Annotated in this window: 18 protein-coding genes; 11 read left to right on the top strand and 7 right to left on the bottom strand. The window is 70.5% G+C overall.

The window, feature by feature from the left end:
* Nucleotides 1–3: 3 nt before the first annotated feature.
* On the bottom strand, nucleotides 4–825 hold the full coding sequence (locus tag ABT254_RS16150; protein ID WP_450750583.1) for a class I SAM-dependent methyltransferase: 822 nt from the start codon (nucleotides 823–825) through the stop codon (nucleotides 4–6).
* Between the two features lie 398 nt (nucleotides 826–1,223).
* Here ABT254_RS16150 and rpsA point away from each other — a divergent pair, with 398 nt between their 5' ends.
* From rpsA to ABT254_RS16130, 4 genes are all read left to right on the top strand, one after another.
* Nucleotides 1,224–2,720: a 30S ribosomal protein S1 gene (gene rpsA / locus ABT254_RS16145; RefSeq protein WP_099928071.1), complete on the top strand. Its 1,497-nt coding sequence runs from the start codon at nucleotides 1,224–1,226 to the stop codon at nucleotides 2,718–2,720.
* Between the two features lie 304 nt (nucleotides 2,721–3,024).
* Nucleotides 3,025–3,963, top strand: coding sequence for a PAC2 family protein (locus tag ABT254_RS16140; RefSeq protein ID WP_099928070.1), 939 nt, complete (start codon nucleotides 3,025–3,027; stop codon nucleotides 3,961–3,963).
* Nucleotides 3,964–4,008: 45 nt separating this feature from the next.
* Nucleotides 4,009–4,647, top strand: coding sequence for a dephospho-CoA kinase (gene coaE, locus ABT254_RS16135; protein WP_351469518.1), 639 nt, complete (start codon nucleotides 4,009–4,011; stop codon nucleotides 4,645–4,647).
* 50 nt (nucleotides 4,648–4,697) lie between these two features.
* Nucleotides 4,698–5,078, top strand: a complete 381-nt coding sequence (locus ABT254_RS16130; protein WP_351469515.1) for a tetratricopeptide repeat protein — start codon at nucleotides 4,698–4,700, stop codon at nucleotides 5,076–5,078.
* Nucleotides 5,079–5,085: 7 nt separating this feature from the next.
* Here ABT254_RS16130 and ABT254_RS16125 read toward each other — a convergent pair whose 3' ends face one another.
* The gene (locus ABT254_RS16125; RefSeq protein ID WP_351469512.1) at nucleotides 5,086–5,352 is read right to left on the bottom strand and encodes a DUF6343 family protein; all 267 of its coding nucleotides are present in this window, start codon (nucleotides 5,350–5,352) and stop codon (nucleotides 5,086–5,088) included.
* An 80-nt stretch (nucleotides 5,353–5,432) separates the two neighbouring features.
* Between ABT254_RS16125 and ABT254_RS16120 the strand changes: the two genes are divergently transcribed.
* Nucleotides 5,433–6,332 carry an acyltransferase domain-containing protein gene (locus ABT254_RS16120; RefSeq protein WP_351469509.1) on the top strand — a complete coding sequence of 300 codons (900 nt, stop codon included), beginning with the start codon at nucleotides 5,433–5,435 and terminating at the stop codon, nucleotides 6,330–6,332.
* Between the two features lie 99 nt (nucleotides 6,333–6,431).
* Nucleotides 6,432–6,878: a DoxX family protein gene (locus tag ABT254_RS16115; RefSeq protein WP_351469506.1), complete on the top strand. Its 447-nt coding sequence runs from the start codon at nucleotides 6,432–6,434 to the stop codon at nucleotides 6,876–6,878.
* 52 nt (nucleotides 6,879–6,930) lie between these two features.
* Here ABT254_RS16115 and ABT254_RS16110 read toward each other — a convergent pair whose 3' ends face one another.
* From ABT254_RS16110 to ABT254_RS16100, 3 genes are read right to left on the bottom strand one after another with little or no spacing between them, the layout of a single operon-like run.
* Nucleotides 6,931–7,452 carry an RNA-binding S4 domain-containing protein gene (locus ABT254_RS16110; RefSeq protein WP_351469503.1) on the bottom strand — a complete coding sequence of 174 codons (522 nt, stop codon included), beginning with the start codon at nucleotides 7,450–7,452 and terminating at the stop codon, nucleotides 6,931–6,933.
* A gap of 37 nt (nucleotides 7,453–7,489) precedes the next feature.
* Complete coding sequence (locus ABT254_RS16105) at nucleotides 7,490–7,921, bottom strand: SRPBCC family protein (RefSeq protein WP_351469500.1); 432 nt, start codon at nucleotides 7,919–7,921, stop codon at nucleotides 7,490–7,492.
* A 57-nt stretch (nucleotides 7,922–7,978) separates the two neighbouring features.
* Entirely contained in the window at nucleotides 7,979–8,212 is a 234-nt protein-coding gene (locus ABT254_RS16100; protein ID WP_351469497.1) for a hypothetical protein, read from the bottom strand.
* A 73-nt stretch (nucleotides 8,213–8,285) separates the two neighbouring features.
* Between ABT254_RS16100 and ABT254_RS16095 the strand changes: the two genes are divergently transcribed.
* A complete protein-coding gene (locus tag ABT254_RS16095; RefSeq protein WP_351469494.1) occupies nucleotides 8,286–8,978 on the top strand; it encodes a uracil-DNA glycosylase in 693 nt (230 codons plus the stop codon).
* Nucleotides 8,979–9,015: 37 nt separating this feature from the next.
* Nucleotides 9,016–10,008 (top strand): prolyl aminopeptidase, encoded by a 993-nt coding sequence (gene pip / locus ABT254_RS16090; RefSeq protein ID WP_351469491.1) that lies wholly within the window; start codon nucleotides 9,016–9,018, stop codon nucleotides 10,006–10,008.
* Nucleotides 10,009–10,047: 39 nt separating this feature from the next.
* Here the strand turns inward: pip and ABT254_RS16085 are convergent, their stop codons facing one another.
* Nucleotides 10,048–10,719: a GntR family transcriptional regulator gene (locus ABT254_RS16085; protein ID WP_351469488.1), complete on the bottom strand. Its 672-nt coding sequence runs from the start codon at nucleotides 10,717–10,719 to the stop codon at nucleotides 10,048–10,050.
* A 149-nt stretch (nucleotides 10,720–10,868) separates the two neighbouring features.
* On the opposite strand from ABT254_RS16085, the gene ABT254_RS16080 reads away from it, so the two are divergent.
* From ABT254_RS16080 to ABT254_RS16070, 3 genes are read left to right on the top strand one after another with little or no spacing between them, the layout of a single operon-like run.
* On the top strand, nucleotides 10,869–12,332 hold the full coding sequence (locus tag ABT254_RS16080) for an NCS1 family nucleobase:cation symporter-1 (RefSeq protein WP_351469485.1): 1,464 nt from the start codon (nucleotides 10,869–10,871) through the stop codon (nucleotides 12,330–12,332).
* Nucleotides 12,333–12,337: 5 nt separating this feature from the next.
* A complete protein-coding gene (locus tag ABT254_RS16075; RefSeq protein WP_351469482.1) occupies nucleotides 12,338–13,081 on the top strand; it encodes an aspartate/glutamate racemase family protein in 744 nt (247 codons plus the stop codon).
* A gap of 5 nt (nucleotides 13,082–13,086) precedes the next feature.
* On the top strand, nucleotides 13,087–14,058 hold the full coding sequence (locus ABT254_RS16070; protein WP_351469479.1) for an MBL fold metallo-hydrolase: 972 nt from the start codon (nucleotides 13,087–13,089) through the stop codon (nucleotides 14,056–14,058).
* A 27-nt stretch (nucleotides 14,059–14,085) separates the two neighbouring features.
* On the opposite strand, the gene ABT254_RS16065 is transcribed toward ABT254_RS16070, so the two are convergent.
* Nucleotides 14,086–14,556, bottom strand: a complete 471-nt coding sequence (locus ABT254_RS16065; protein WP_351469476.1) for a GNAT family N-acetyltransferase — start codon at nucleotides 14,554–14,556, stop codon at nucleotides 14,086–14,088.
* Nucleotide 14,557 lies beyond the last annotated feature (1 nt).

Here is a 14,557-nt window from a genome sequence, read left to right as displayed (position 1 = left end):
CACTCAGTCTCGTACGCACACGAAGATCGCGGTCCCCGGGATCAGGTTCCCGCGGAGCGGCGACCAGCCGCCCCACTCGGAGGTGTTCCAGGCAGGCCACTCCGGCTCGACCAGGTCCACCAGCCGGAAACCCGACGCGACGACGTCCCGGACGCGGTCGCCGAGCGTCCTGTGGTGCTCGACGTAGACCGCGCGGCCCTCCTCGTCCTGCTCGACGTAGGGCGTGCGGTCGAAGTAGGAGGCGGAGACCGACAGCCCCTCGGGGCCCGGCTCGTCCGGGAACGCCCAGCGGATCGGGTGGGTCACCGAGAAGACGAAACGCCCTCCCGGGCGCAGCACCCGCCGCACCTCCGTGAGGACCCGCACCGGGTCGGCGACGAACGGCAGCGCACCGTACGCCGAGCACGCCAGGTCGAAGGAGCCGTCCGCGAACGGCAGCGCACCCGCGTCGGCGCACACCAGAGGGAACGTTCCACCGATGCGCAGCGCGTGCTGCAGCTGGCGGTGGGAGATGTCCAGGGCGACCGGGCGGGCGCCCTGGGCGGCCAGCCAGCGCGCGCACTGGGCGGCACCGGCGCCGATCTCCAGGACGTCCCTGCCCTTGAGGTCCTCCGGCGGGCCGAGCAGCTCCGCCTCCACCTCGTCGAGGCCCTCGGGACCCCAGACGAAACGGTCGTCGCCGAGGAACGTGCCGTGCTCGACCTGGTACTCGTCCGCGTTCCGGTCCCACCAGCCCCTGTTGGCGCGGGCGCTCTCCGTGACGTCGGACGCGCGGCGGGTGGCCTCCGGCTCGAACGCGGAATCGGAAGATACGGGCTCTTGGATGATCGGCTCCCTCGTCGTACTCTTCCGTCACCCAGATGGCGCAGTCGGCCTGCCGACGGTGTCACGGAAGAGGTCTCTCAGGCCTGCGTGGCCTCCGGAGACAGTTCTTGTGCCGGGTATGCGGCGATCCGCCCCGGGTGTGCGCGTTCGCGCATTGACCCTGTCCGGCTGCCCCCGTATGCTACAAGTTGCGCTGCGGGCCTGCGCACCTCAGACGTAGCAGGCTGCGCTCGCATCTGTTGTATGTCCCCTCGGTTGTCGAGGCGCCATCACCAGTATCTGGGTTTCCAGTTGACTGTTGGGGCGCTTCCTTGGCTGTCCGGCTTCTTCAGAGCGATACGGGCTCCCGGCGTAGCAGTACCTACGACTTCAATGTCCGTACCGGAGCCCTTTCCCACATGACGAGCAGCACCGAGACCACCGCCACCACCCCGCAGGTTGCGGTCAACGACATCGGTAACGAGGAAGCTTTCCTCGCCGCGATCGACGAGACGATCAAGTACTTCAACGACGGCGACATCGTCGACGGCGTCATCGTGAAGGTCGACCGGGACGAGGTCCTGCTCGACATCGGTTACAAGACCGAAGGTGTCATCCCGAGCCGCGAGCTCTCGATCAAGCACGACGTCGACCCGAACGAGGTCGTCGCCGTCGGTGACGAGATCGAGGCCCTCGTTCTCCAGAAGGAGGACAAGGAAGGCCGCCTGATCCTCTCGAAGAAGCGCGCCCAGTACGAGCGTGCCTGGGGCACCATCGAGAAGATCAAGGAAGAGGACGGCATCGTCACCGGTACCGTCATCGAGGTCGTCAAGGGTGGTCTCATCCTCGACATCGGCCTCCGTGGCTTCCTGCCGGCTTCTCTCGTCGAGATGCGCCGTGTCCGCGACCTCCAGCCCTACGTGGGCAAGGAGCTCGAGGCGAAGATCATCGAGCTGGACAAGAACCGCAACAACGTGGTCCTGTCCCGCCGTGCCTGGCTGGAGCAGACCCAGTCCGAGGTCCGCCAGACGTTCCTCACGACCCTCCAGAAGGGTCAGGTCCGCTCCGGTGTGGTCTCCTCGATCGTCAACTTCGGTGCCTTCGTGGACCTGGGTGGCGTCGACGGTCTGGTCCACGTCTCCGAGCTGTCCTGGAAGCACATCGACCACCCCTCCGAGGTTGTCGAGGTCGGCCAGGAGGTCACGGTCGAGGTCCTCGACGTCGACATGGACCGCGAGCGTGTCTCCCTGTCGCTGAAGGCGACCCAGGAAGACCCGTGGCAGCAGTTCGCCCGCACGCACCAGATCGGTCAGGTCGTGCCCGGCAAGGTCACGAAGCTGGTTCCGTTCGGTGCGTTCGTCCGCGTGGACGAGGGCATCGAGGGTCTGGTCCACATCTCCGAGCTGGCCGAGCGCCACGTGGAGATCCCGGAGCAGGTCGTCCAGGTCAACGACGAGATCTTCGTCAAGGTCATCGACATCGACCTCGAGCGTCGTCGCATCAGCCTCTCGCTGAAGCAGGCCAACGAGTCCTTCGGTGCCGACCCGGCCTCGGTCGAGTTCGACCCGACCCTGTACGGCATGGCCGCGTCCTACGACGACCAGGGCAACTACATCTACCCCGAGGGCTTCGACCCCGAGACCAACGACTGGCTCGAGGGCTACGAGAAGCAGCGCGAGGAGTGGGAGCGCCAGTACGCCGAGGCGCAGACCCGCTTCGAGCAGCACCAGCAGCAGGTCATCAAGAGCCGCGAGGCCGACGCCGCCGCTGCCGCCGAGGGCGGCGAGGCTGCGGGTGCGGCTCCGGCCGCGGGCGGTGGCTCGTACTCCTCCGAGGGTGCGGACACCTCCGGTGCGCTGGCCTCGGACGAGGCGCTGGCCGCGCTTCGCGAGAAGCTCGCGGGTGGCCAGAGCTGAACGCTCTCTGAGCAGTAGCTCCTGACTGAGGGGCCGTACCTTTCGAGGTGCGGCCCCTCAGTGCTGCCCCCAGGGCTTGTTGTTCGGCTGCCGGCCGGTGGGGGTTTCCCGCGCCCACGCGGCGGAGCCGCAAATCGATACAGCCCCGCGCCCCTGAAAAAGCCGCTGCCCTCCCCCCTGCCATGGCCGTTGCCCATCCCTTGCCATGAAAACGCCGTAAGAGATGGCTGATCAGGGGTACCGGCGGGAATGCCCTTGCTCCAGGGGGCGTTGGAACGTACGAACACGAGGAGGAGCGGTCACTGTGCTTGATCCGCAGGGTTTGTACGCATGGGAGCCGAAGGGGCTGGCTGTCGTAGACATGGCGCTTGCCCAGGAGTCGGCCGGTCTTGTCATGCTCTACCACTTCGACGGATACATCGACGCGGGCGAGACCGGCGACCAGATCGTCGACCGGATCCTCGACTCGCAGCCCCACCAGGTCGTCGCCCGCTTCGACCACGACCGGCTCGTGGACTACCGTGCCCGCCGTCCGCTGCTGACCTTCAAGCGCGACCGGTGGACCGAGTACGAGGAGCCCACCATCGACGTGCGGCTCGTCCAGGACACCACCGGAGCGCCCTTCCTGCTGCTGTCCGGCCCGGAGCCGGACGTGGAGTGGGAGCGCTTCGCCGCGGCCGTCCAGCAGATCGTGGAGCGGCTGGGCGTGCGCCTGTCCGTGAACTTCCACGGCATTCCGATGGGCGTTCCGCACACCCGCCCCGTGGGCCTGACCCCGCACGGCAACCGCACCGACCTCGTCCCGGGCCACCGCAGCCCCTTCGACGAGGCGCAGGTCCCCGGCAGCGCCGAGTCCCTGGTCGAGTACCGCCTCATGGAGGCCGGCTTCGACGTCCTCGGTGTCGCCGCGCACGTCCCGCACTACATCGCCAGGTCCCCGTACCCGGACGCCGCCCTGACCGTCCTGGAGGCCATCACCGCGGCCACCGGCCTGGTGCTCCCGGGTATCGCGCACTCGCTGCGCACGGACGCGCACCGCACCCAGACCGAGATCGACCGGCAGATCCAGGAGGGCGACGAGGAACTCACCACCCTCGTCTCCGGCCTGGAGAACCAGTACGACGCGGTCGCGGGCGCCGAGAGCCGGGGCAACATGCTCGCCGAGCCCGTCGACATCCCCTCGGCGGACGAGATCGGCCTCGAGTTCGAACGCTTCCTGGCGGAACGAGAGGGCGACAACTGACCTCCGGTGGTCCCGCTGTCAGTGGCAGGCCCTAAGCTGCCGCTCATGCTGACAGTGGGGCTGACCGGCGGGATCGGTGCCGGCAAGAGCGAGGTGTCGCGGCTGCTCGTCGAGTGCGGTGCCGTGCTGATCGACGCCGACCGGATCGCGCGCGAGGTCGTCGCGCCGGGGACACCCGGGCTGGCGGCGGTCGTGGAGGCCTTCGGCGAGGAGGTGCTCGCCGCCGACGGCAGTCTCGACCGGCCCAAGCTGGGCTCCATCGTCTTCGCCGACCCGGAGAAGCTGGCCGTCCTGAACTCGATCGTGCATCCCCTGGTGGGCGCGCGCTCCCGGGAACTCGAGGCCGCGGCCGCCGCGGACGCGGTCGTCGTCCACGACGTGCCGCTGCTCACGGAGAACGGCCTCGCCCCGCTGTACGACCTCGTGATCGTCGTCGACGCGAGCCCCGAGACCCAGCTCGACCGGCTCGTACGGCTGCGCGGCATGACCGAGGAGGACGCACGCGCGCGCATGGCCGCCCAGGCGCCCCGCGACAAGCGCCGGGAGATCGCGGACGTCGTGATCGACAACGACGTACCGCTGGAAGAGCTGCAGGCCCGGGTGAAGGACGTCTGGGCGGACCTGGTGCGCAGGGCGCAGGCCGCGTCCGGGGCGTCCCGTGCGCCTCGAACGCCCCAGGAATAGGGCCCCCGGACAGGGGCGTTGAACCCTTCGAGTGAGGGAAGGACTCTGCCGTGCCCGAGACCAGCGGTTCCACCGGACGTACTCCGGAGACGCATGTCATCGACTTCCGTGCCGCCGAGCAGCTGCTCAACGCACGGGACCCGCGGGGCGCGGTGAAGCTGCTCGACTCCGTCATCGCCGCCCACCCGGAGAACACCGCGGCCCGGCTGCTGCGCGCGCGTGCCTTCTTCGCCGCCGCGCAACTGCGGCCCGCCGAGCTGGAGTTCACGATCGTCCTGGAGCGCGAGCCGGACAACGCGTTCGCGCACTTCGCCCTCGCCCGGACCTATGAGCGCCGCGGCGAGACCGAGCAGGCCAAGCGCCATTTCCGGCTGGCGGCCGCCCTCGACCCCAACCCGGAGTACCTGAAGGCGGCACGGTTCGACTCATGAGCATCCGCTAGCGGGACCGGTTCTCCGGCGGCCGGTACGGGGGTATGTCCCGGCCCGGCTGGTAGTGCGGGCCCTCGCGCATGTGTTTGAGGATGACGGTCATGTCGACGGTGACCACCAGCCACAGCACACCGCACGCGGCGGCCCACCCGGGGCGCCCCACCAGGGCGAACGCGGCCGTGCCGAAGACCGCCCAGACCAGCCCCCACACACTCAGCCACAAGCGCGCCCGCAGTGCACTGCGCGCGGTCGTCGGCTCACTGCCCGTACGCATCGGGACCACTTCACTCCTGCTGGCAACGTACTCTTCGGGACGGACGTTCACCAAGGGGAACGGGACTAGGGGGTCACCGCGTGCTGCCGGATGCCGATGAGCTCGCCGAGGTGCTGCTGGACCTCGCCGTACCGCACGAGGACATCAACCAGCTCGTACGGATGGGCCGACGGGTGACGGACGACCCGGAGCTGCTGCGCGCCCTGGAGGCGTCGGTGGAGGAACTCGTCCGGGGGATGGGGGAGGTCGGCACCGCCGTCGACCTGCCCCAGCTGGACTGGGCGTCGGGGCCGCTGCAGCGCTGCTTCCCCGTGTACGTGTTCGTGGCCGCGCTGCCGTACACGCGTGCGTACCACCGTGCCCGGGGTGTCCCGGACGACGTCTCCCGGCGTACCCTCGCCGACCTCGGACGGAACATGGCCGTGCACCGCAGGCGGCACCACCGGGCGGGTGTGCAGGCGCCGTGGTGGCTCACCCACCACTTCCGGGGCGAGCTCTACCAGCTGGGCCGGCTGCAGTTCGAGCGGGCGCGGCACGGGCAGCGCACCGCGCGGGTGCTGGCGGCGGCCGGCCTGGACGTGGCGCCGGGCACGCCCTGTCTGAACGTCCACATCCCGGACTACCTCGGCCCGCTGTCACCGGCGGCCTGCGAGCGCTCGCTCGCGCTGGCGTCGGAGTTCTTCGCGCTGCACTACCCCGAGGAGAAGTACCGGGCCGCGCTGTGCCACTCCTGGCTGCTGGACGCGCAGTTGAAGGAGTATCTGCCGGCGGACTCCAACATCGTGCGGTTCCAGGACCGCTTCCGGGTCGCCCGCGAGGACCGGGAGCCGGCCGACAAGGAACCCGTCCAGTTCGTGTTCGGCGACCCGGAGTTGCCCGTCGAGAGCCTGCCGCGGCGTACGGCGGTGGAGCGCGCGGTCGGCGACCACCTGAGGGCGGGCCGCCACTGGTACATCGGGCACGGCTGGTTCCCGTTGTAGGCCGGCGCACGAAAGTCCGCCCGGCGGCGATGAGTTCCCGGGCGGCGGCCGGTCTACCCCTGTGACAGCACGACGAACCGCTCATCACAGGAGAACCCCATGTCCGAGACCACCGCCCGCGTCGCTCCCGCCCCCGTCGTCGCCGAGTCCGCGACCGCCCGCGGCCGCCGCGCCCGGATCGCCCTGCGCACCCTGCAGGTGCTGCTCGCCCTCTTCTACGGCATCGCGAGCGCCCTGCCCAAGCTGATCGGGAACCACTACGCCGTCGACGCCTTCGACAAGATCGGCTGGGGCAGCACCGGCATGTACACCATCGGCGCCCTCGAACTGGCCGGTGCGGTGGCCCTGTTGATCCCGGTGCTGCAGTCGGTCGCGGCGATCGCGCTGAGCGGGCTCATGGTGGGTGCGTTCGTCGTCCAGACCACCGTGTTCGACGGCCAGAACGCGGCGACCCCGCTGATCCTGATCGTGCCGCTGGCTCTCATCGCCTGGGCCCGGCGCGGTTCCACCGGGGAACTGCTGAAGCTGGTACGACGACGGGTGTGAGACGCGAAGACGCGGGCGGCGTCCGGCGCGAGCCGGGCGCCACCCGCGTGTGTCAGCGTCCGCTCGGCCTCGGTTTGCCGCCCTCCATGAGCCCTCGCAGGCGTTCCATGTCGCGGCGGTCCCGCTTGGTCGGGCGGCCCGTGCCGCGGTCGCGGATGCCGGCCGGGGCGGCGAAGGGCCGGCGGGGCGGCGGGGGCGGGGAGTTGTCGATGTAGCACTGGGCGGCCACAGGGGCACCCACCCGCTTGCGGATCAGTCGCTTGACGACGACGATCCGCTCCCAGCCCTCCTGCCGGACGCGCACCTCGTCGCCGATCCGCACGGTGTGCGCGGGCTTCACACGCACCCCGTTCACCTGCACATGCCCGCCCTTGCAGGCGGCCGCGCCGACCGAGCGGGTCTTGGCCAGACGTACGGCCCAGATCCAGCTGTCGATCCGCACGGTCGCACCGTCCGCGGGGCCCGCGGCCTCCGCGGCGGCGATGGCGGCGGCGATCTTGGGATCGACGGCCTCGGGTGTCGCCTGCTCGGCGGGGTCCGGCCCGCCCTTCTCCTCGTCAGCTTCGGAAGCCATGCTCCCGACCTTAACGGTGCTCGGCGGCAGCCGCGGATCACCGCCCGCGTTCCACGTACTTCTTGAAGTGCTGGAGATCCGTACGGACGATCCGTTCGATCGTGCTCGCCTGGGCGAATCCCCTCGGGCCGCCGAAGGCCGCCCTGAGCGCGTCGGGGTCGTACTCGAGGCGTGCCTGGACCCGGGTGCGGTTGCGGTCGATCGGCTGCAGGGAGAAGGAGCCCGTCAGCTCGGGGGTGCCCATGGTGTGCCACTCCATCACGCGTTCCCCGTAGCGGTCGGAGACCTCGGCGTCGAGTTCCCGGCCCCGGCCGCCGGCCTCGACGTCCAGATGCGCCCGTCCCTGCGGCTCGGCATGGGCGTCGCGCACTCCCTCCACGAAGCGTGAGTAGTTCTCCACCCGGTGGAGGCTGTCCCAGGCCTGGTCGATCGGAACTCCGACGTCGACGTGTTCTTCGAGGGTGCTCATGGCCCACCTCCAGGTTCGGCTCATGGCGCGGGGCCGGCCCTTGGGGCCGGCCGGTGGCTATGTCGTGCCGTTCCACACGTACGGTCCGCCGCCACGCCATTCGATCAGCTCGGGGTCGTCGACGGCCCGGTCCTCGTCGGCGGGCAGGCCCGCGCTGTGCAGGAAGTCCAGCACGTCGAAGAGGGTGTAGGCGGTGCCGACGCGCTTGCCGCGGATCGTCACGCGCCGTCCGCCGTCCGTCTGCGGCGCAAGCACGACGACAGGAGGGACGACAGGGGGTTGCACGTCCATGACTCCAGCATGGGCCGGGATCGGCGGACCCGCCGCTCGGCGCCCGCCCATCCGGTGGTCATACCGTGGGGGCATGGACAGCCTGGCCGAGCTCGACACCCGTATCGCGGGCTGCTCCGCGTGTCCCCGGCTCGTGGAGTGGCGGGAGGAGGTCGGGCGGACGAAGCGCGCGGCCTTCCAGGACTGGACGTACTGGGCGCGCCCGGTGCCCGGCTTCGGTCCCGCCGACGCCTCGCTCCTGGTCATCGGCCTCGCGCCGGCCGCCCACGGCGGCAACCGCACCGGCCGTATGTTCACCGGCGACCGCTCCGGGGACGTGCTGTACCGGGCGATGTACGACGTCGGCCTCGCCTCGCAGCCCACCTCGGTGGCCGCGGACGACGGCCTGGAGCTGCACGGCGTCCGCGTCACCGCGCCCGTGCACTGCGCCCCGCCCGAGAACAAACCCACCCCCGGGGAGCGCGACACCTGCCGCCCCTGGCTGGTCCAGGAGCTCACGCTGCTGCGGCCGACGCTGCGCGCGGTCGTCGTGCTCGGCGCCTTCGGCTGGCAGGCCGCGCTGCCCGCGTTCGCCGGGGCGGGCTGGACGGTGCCCCGGCCGCGGCCCGTCTTCGCCCATGGCGCCCGCGTGCCGCTCGACGGCCTCGACCTCTTCGGCTGCTTCCACGTCAGCCAGCGCAACACCTTCACCGGCAAGCTGACCCCCGAGATGCTGCGGGACGTGCTGCGCAGGGCGGGGGAGGCGGCGGGACTGCCCGTGAAATGAGGGGCGAGGCCGGCCGTAGGAGGGTTACGGTGCCCGGATGCCCCTCCACCCGGACATCGAGCCCTACGACCACGGCATGCTCGACGTCGGCGACGGCAACCGCGTGTACTGGGAGACCAGCGGGAACCCGCACGGCAAGCCCGCGGTCGTGCTGCACGGCGGCCCGGGCTCCGGCAGCAGCCCCTACTCACGGCGCCATTTCGACCCCGCCGCCTACCGGATCGTGCAGCTGGACCAGCGCGGCTGCGGACGCTCGACGCCGCGGGCGAGCGCGTACGACACCGACATGAGGGTCAACACGACGGCTCATCTCATCGCCGACCTGGAGCTGCTCCGTGCTCATCTGCGGATCGAGCGCTGGCTGGTGTGGGGCGCGTCGTGGGGCTCGGTGCTCGGGCTGCGGTACGCGCAGACACATCCGGCGGCGGTGTCCGAGCTGGTCCTGACCCTCGTCGCCACCGGCGCCGACGCGGAGCACGCGCTGCTGACCAGGGGACTGGGAAAGATCTTCCCGGAAGCCTTCGAGCGGTTCCTGGCCGAACTGCCCGCCGACGAGCGGGACGGCAATCTCGCCGCCGCGTACAACCGCCTCCTCGAATCCCCCGACCCCTCCGTGAGGGAGCGGGCGGCGCGCGCCTGGACCGACTGGGAGACGGCGATCATTCCCGCGCCGCCGCGCTCGGTCCCGCGTTTCGAGGACCCGGAGTTCCGCATGGGCTTCGCCCGGACGGTCACGCACTACTGGGGCAACGACTGCTTCTTCGGCGAGGGCAACGACGAAGGCGTGGTCCTGCGGGACGCGCCCCTGCTCAAGGACATTCCCGGCACCCTCGTCCAGGGCAGCCTCGACTTCGGCAACCTCCTCGGCACCGTCTGGCGCCTGCACCACGCCTGGCCCGGCAGCGAGCTGATCGTCGTCGACGAGGTCGGGCACGACACACGGTCGCCGGGAGTGGCCGAGGCGCTGGTGGCGGCGACGGACAAGTACGCGGCCCGGATCCACATGCGGCCGGCAGGCCGAAGGCCATGAGTACGGCCATGGAGGTGCCGCCCGTTTTTCAGGGCGAGGTCAGTCGGGCACCTCGGCCTCGCCGAACAGATGCCGCACCGTGGAGCGGTAGTTGGTCCGTACGTGGGCGAGGGCGTGCGCGCGGGCGCGGTCGGGGTCGCCGGAGGCGATCGCCTCGTACAACTCGCGGTGTTCCACGAGGAGTTGGGGCCACTCCTCGTTCCGCCGGGTCATCCACCGCAGTCGCCCGGCGACCGGCTCCAGGGCCTCGGTCAGCAGGCTGTTGCCGGCCATCGCCACGATGCGGTCGTGCAGACGGCTGTTGACGTCCGTGATCGCTTCCGCGTCCTCCGCCTCGGTCGCGGTGGCCGCGAGTTCGAGCAGCTCCTGGACCTCGGCCAGGTCCTGCGGTGTCGCGCGGGCCGCGGCGAGCCCGGCGGCGTAGACCTCCAGGGCCTCGCGCAGTTCGAACAGCTCCTGCACGTCGTGCGGGGCGAGACGGCGTACGACCGTGCGGCGCGGCGTCTCGAAGTGCACGAACCCCTCGGCGACCAGCGCGCGGATCGCCTCGCGGACCGGCACCCGGGAGACCCCGAAACGGTCGGCCAGCTCCCGCTCGACCAGCCGGTCACCGGGGCGGAGGCTGCCCGCGATGATCTCCTGCCGCAGGCTCGCCAGGACCCGCTCGCGGACCGCGCCCAGGGGTTCGATCTTCGTCGTCGTGGAGCTCATGAAGTCATCTTCTCCGACACCGGGGCTGTTTTACCGAGCGTTAACAATGGCGACATCGGACGGAATGCTTGACGGCGGGACGATGTCGGCAGTTTGGTATACCAAACGGCTGCCGTCTTCGCCCTCCGCTCCCGTCCCATGGAGGCCCCGTGTCCCTCGCCGACCGCGCCGAAGCCACCGGCGCACCAGCGTTCGTCCCCGATCCCCGGCTCACCAACGAAGACCTCGCACCCGCCGAGAAGCGGAACTGGAAGGTCTTCGACCTCTTCGCCATGTGGATGTCCGACGTCCACAACCTCGGCAACTACACCTTCGCCGCCGGACTGCTGGTCCTCGGAATGAACGTGTGGCAGGTCTTCACGTCCCTGCTCGTCGGCTTCGTCCTCATCTACGTCGGCATGAACTGGATGGGGAGGATCGGCCAGCGCCACGGCGTGCCCTTCCCGGTCGTCAGCCGCATCAGCTTCGGTGTCTGGGGCGCCAACATCCCGGCCCTCATCCGGGCCGTGATCGCCATCATGTGGTACGGCATCCAGACCTACCTCGCCTCCGTCGCCGTCAATGTGATGCTGCTGGCCGCCTGGCCGGGTCTGGAGTCCTGGACGCACCACTCCTTCCTGGGGCTCAACGCGCTCGGCTGGGTGTCGTTCCTGTCGCTGTGGCTGATCCAGGCGCTGATCATCAGTCAGGGCATGGAGTCCGTGCGCAAGTTCCAGGACTTCTGCGGCCCGGCGATCTGGCTCGTCATGATCGCGCTGGCGGTCTGGGTCCTGTCGAAGGCGGACTGGAGCATCTCGCTCACCTCCACCCCGCACCCGGTCTCGGCCGGTGAGCAGTGGCGGCAGTGGTTCGGCGCGATCGGCCTGATCCTCGCCACCTACGGCACCCTGATGCTCAACTTCTGCGACTTCTCCCGCTTCGCACCGGACTACAGGACGGTCCGCCGCGGCAACTTCTGGGGCCTGCCCATCAACTCGACGGCCTTCGTGGTCGTCTCGGTGATCGTCACGGCCGGCTCGCTGAAGGTGTTCGGCCAGGCCATCACGGACCCCGCGGAGCTGGTGGCGAAGGTGGGCAACACCTGGGTGCTGGTCGTCGCCGCGTTCACCTTCGCCGTCGCCACCATGGGCGTCAACATCGTCGCCAACTTCGTCTCACCGGCGTACGACCTGGCCAATGTCTGGCCGCAGAAGATCACCTTCAAGCTCGGCGGCATGATCAGCACGGTGGCGGCCCTGGTCGTGACCCCGTGGAACCTCTTCTCCAACCCCACGGTCGTCAACTACTTCCTCGGCGGCCTCGGTGCCTTCCTCGGCCCGCTGTTCGGCGTGATCATGGTCGACTACTACCTGGTCAAGCGCGGGCGCGTGAACGTGGACGAGCTCTTCGACGCCCGCCCCGGCTCCCGCTACTACTACCGCAAGGGCATCAACCCCAAGGCCCTGTGGGCGTTCCTGCCCTCGGCGGCGGTCGCGGCGGTGCTCGCCCTGGTGAAGACCTTCAGCGACGTCGCCCCGTACTCCTGGTTCATCGGTACGGCCCTGGGCGCCGGCCTGTACCTGGTGATCTGCCGGTCCGAGCGTGCCGGCGAACCGGCTGCCGTGGAGGTCTGACGAGCGTGCGGATCGTCGTCACCAACTGCAACACCACGCAGGAGATGACCGAGGAGATCGTACGAGGTGCCCGGGCCGCCGCAGGCCCGGGCACCACCGTGCTCGGTCTGACCCCCGCGTGGGGCCCGGAGTCGGCGGAGGGCTGGCTCGACAGCTACCTGTCGGCCACCGCCGTCATCGATCTGCTGCGCAGGTACGAGGGCCCGTACGACGCCGTGGTGATGGCCGGCTTCGGGGAGCACGGGCGGGAAGGTGTACGGGAGTTGGTGGACGTACCGGTCGTCGACATCACGGAGGCCGCGGCCCATCTGGCCTGCCTGCTCGGGCGCCGGTACGGGGTCGTGACGACGTTGGAGCGGTCGTGCGGCCAGATCGAGGACAGCCTGGAGTTGGCGGGGGTCGGGCGCAACTGCGCCGCCGTCGTCGGGACCGGCCTCGGAGTCCTCGACCTGGGCGACGCGGACCGCACGGAGGCCGCTTTCCTGACGGCTGCCGAACGGGCGCGGGAGGCCGGGGCCGAGGTCCTGGTGCTCGGGTGCGCCGGGATGACCGGACTGCAGCGGCTGGTGGGGGAGAAGCTCGGACTGCCGGTGGTGGACGGGGTCGGGGCGGCCGTCAAACTGGCGGAGTCGCTGGTGGCGTTGGACCTGACGACCAGCCGGGCGGGGAGTTACGCGAAGCCGGTGCCGAAGAGGCGGACGTGGGGCGCGCCCGCCGACCCGGCTCGCGATCACCGTCCCCGACAATGAGCGCCATGAACCTTCCTGACGAACTCCCCCGGGTGGCCGACGGACTCCACCTGTGGTCCCCGGGCCACGCGGGCACCTGGGGCTTCGCGAACTGCCTGCTCATCACCTCCGGCGAGCAGGCGGCCCTGGTCGACACCCCCTACGACCGGCCGATGACCGAGGCCCTGCTCGCCGCCGCCCGCCCGGTCCTGCCCGCGGGCGCGGCAGCCGTGACGACGATCGTCAACACGCACGTCAATGGCGACCACACCTTCGGCAACGGCTGCTTCCCGGGCGCCGAGATCATCGCCACGAAGGCGAGCGCGGAGCACCTCTGCCGCGAACCCTCCCCGCAGCAGATGCACTTCCTCACCCGTCAGACCCCCGCCGACCAGCCGCTGGGCTGGTACGCGCGCGAGCACTTCGGCCGCTATGCGTACGAGGGCGTGGAGGCCGTCGCGCCCACCACCACCTTCTCCGGCCGGTACGCCCTGACCGTGGGAGAGATCGAGGCCGAACTCATCGAGGTGGGCCCCGCGCACTCGGCCGGTGACCTCATAGTCCACCTGCCCGGACAGCGGGTCGTGTGTGCGGGGGACGTCCTGTTCGCCGGCGACCACCCCGTCCACTGGGACGGCCCGCTCGCCCGGGTCGCCACGGCCTGCGAGACGATCCTGGCCCTGGGGCCGGAGGTGGTGATTCCCGGACACGGGCCGGTGATGAGCGTCGAGGACGTCCGCGGCCACGTCACCTACCTGCGGGAGCTGGAAGCCCTCGTCCACGCCCGGCACGCGGCCGGCGTCCCCGCGGGCGAGGCCGCCGCCGACATCCTCGCCTCCGGCTTCCACGACCACCTGGGCCTGCGGGAACGGATCGTGATCCTCACGGCGGTGGAGTACCGGCACCTGGACGGTGACACCGGGGAAGTGGACGTGGTGGGGCTGGCCGCACAGGCGGCGGCCTGGGCCTACCGGGACCACGGGCCCGGCAAGCCCTGAAACCGTCGCCGTGGCCTCCAGGGACGTTCAGGGGCGCCACACGTACCGCACGTCCGGCTCCTGCTCCTCGTTCCCGCTGCCGTCCGTGTACTCGACGGCGACGAAGCCGTGCCGCTCGTAGAACCGGTGGGCCGGCTTGTTGACCTGGAAGGTCCACAGGCTGAGCCCGCCGGGACTGCGCTCCTTGGCGAGCGCGACGAAACGGTCACCGATGCCGCACCCGCGCCAGTCGGGACGCAGATACAGCTGGGAGACCTCGTCGTCGTGCAGCACCATCACGCCGACGACGCCGCCCCCGGCCCCGGCGTCCGCGACCCAGGTCTCGCGCAGGGGCACGACGACGTCCCGGAAGTAGTTGCGCACGTCGTCGGCGGAGCGGGGGCTGACGACCGTGGGCAGGGCCGCGGCGAAGGAGGTCAGCCAGACATCGGCCGCGGCGGCGGCATCGGGGCCCGGGGCGGCTCGGCGGAGGGTGATGGCAGAGGGTTCGAAAGACAAG

It is taken from the genome of Streptomyces sp. NPDC001137, assembly GCF_040298885.1.
GTDB lineage: Bacteria > Actinomycetota > Actinomycetes > Streptomycetales > Streptomycetaceae > Streptomyces.
This window is presented reverse-complemented; position numbering and strand designations above follow the sequence as displayed.

Bases quoted from the DNA above. Each gene is read 5' to 3' on its own strand.
- rpsA (WP_099928071.1), top strand. From the start codon at position 1,224: ATGACGAGCAGCACCGAGACCACCGCCACCACCCCGCAGGTTGCGGTC.
- coaE (WP_351469518.1), top strand. From the start codon at position 4,009: ATGCTGACAGTGGGGCTGACCGGCGGGATCGGTGCCGGCAAGAGCGAG.
- ABT254_RS16125 (WP_351469512.1), bottom strand. From the start codon at position 5,352: ATGCGTACGGGCAGTGAGCCGACGACCGCGCGCAGTGCACTGCGGGCG.
- ABT254_RS16115 (WP_351469506.1), top strand. From the start codon at position 6,432: ATGTCCGAGACCACCGCCCGCGTCGCTCCCGCCCCCGTCGTCGCCGAG.
- ABT254_RS16110 (WP_351469503.1), bottom strand. From the start codon at position 7,452: ATGGCTTCCGAAGCTGACGAGGAGAAGGGCGGGCCGGACCCCGCCGAG.
- ABT254_RS16105 (WP_351469500.1), bottom strand. From the start codon at position 7,921: ATGAGCACCCTCGAAGAACACGTCGACGTCGGAGTTCCGATCGACCAG.
- ABT254_RS16100 (WP_351469497.1), bottom strand. From the start codon at position 8,212: ATGGACGTGCAACCCCCTGTCGTCCCTCCTGTCGTCGTGCTTGCGCCG.
- ABT254_RS16095 (WP_351469494.1), top strand. From the start codon at position 8,286: ATGGACAGCCTGGCCGAGCTCGACACCCGTATCGCGGGCTGCTCCGCG.
- pip (WP_351469491.1), top strand. From the start codon at position 9,016: ATGCCCCTCCACCCGGACATCGAGCCCTACGACCACGGCATGCTCGAC.
- ABT254_RS16085 (WP_351469488.1), bottom strand. From the start codon at position 10,719: ATGAGCTCCACGACGACGAAGATCGAACCCCTGGGCGCGGTCCGCGAG.
- ABT254_RS16070 (WP_351469479.1), top strand. From the start codon at position 13,087: ATGAACCTTCCTGACGAACTCCCCCGGGTGGCCGACGGACTCCACCTG.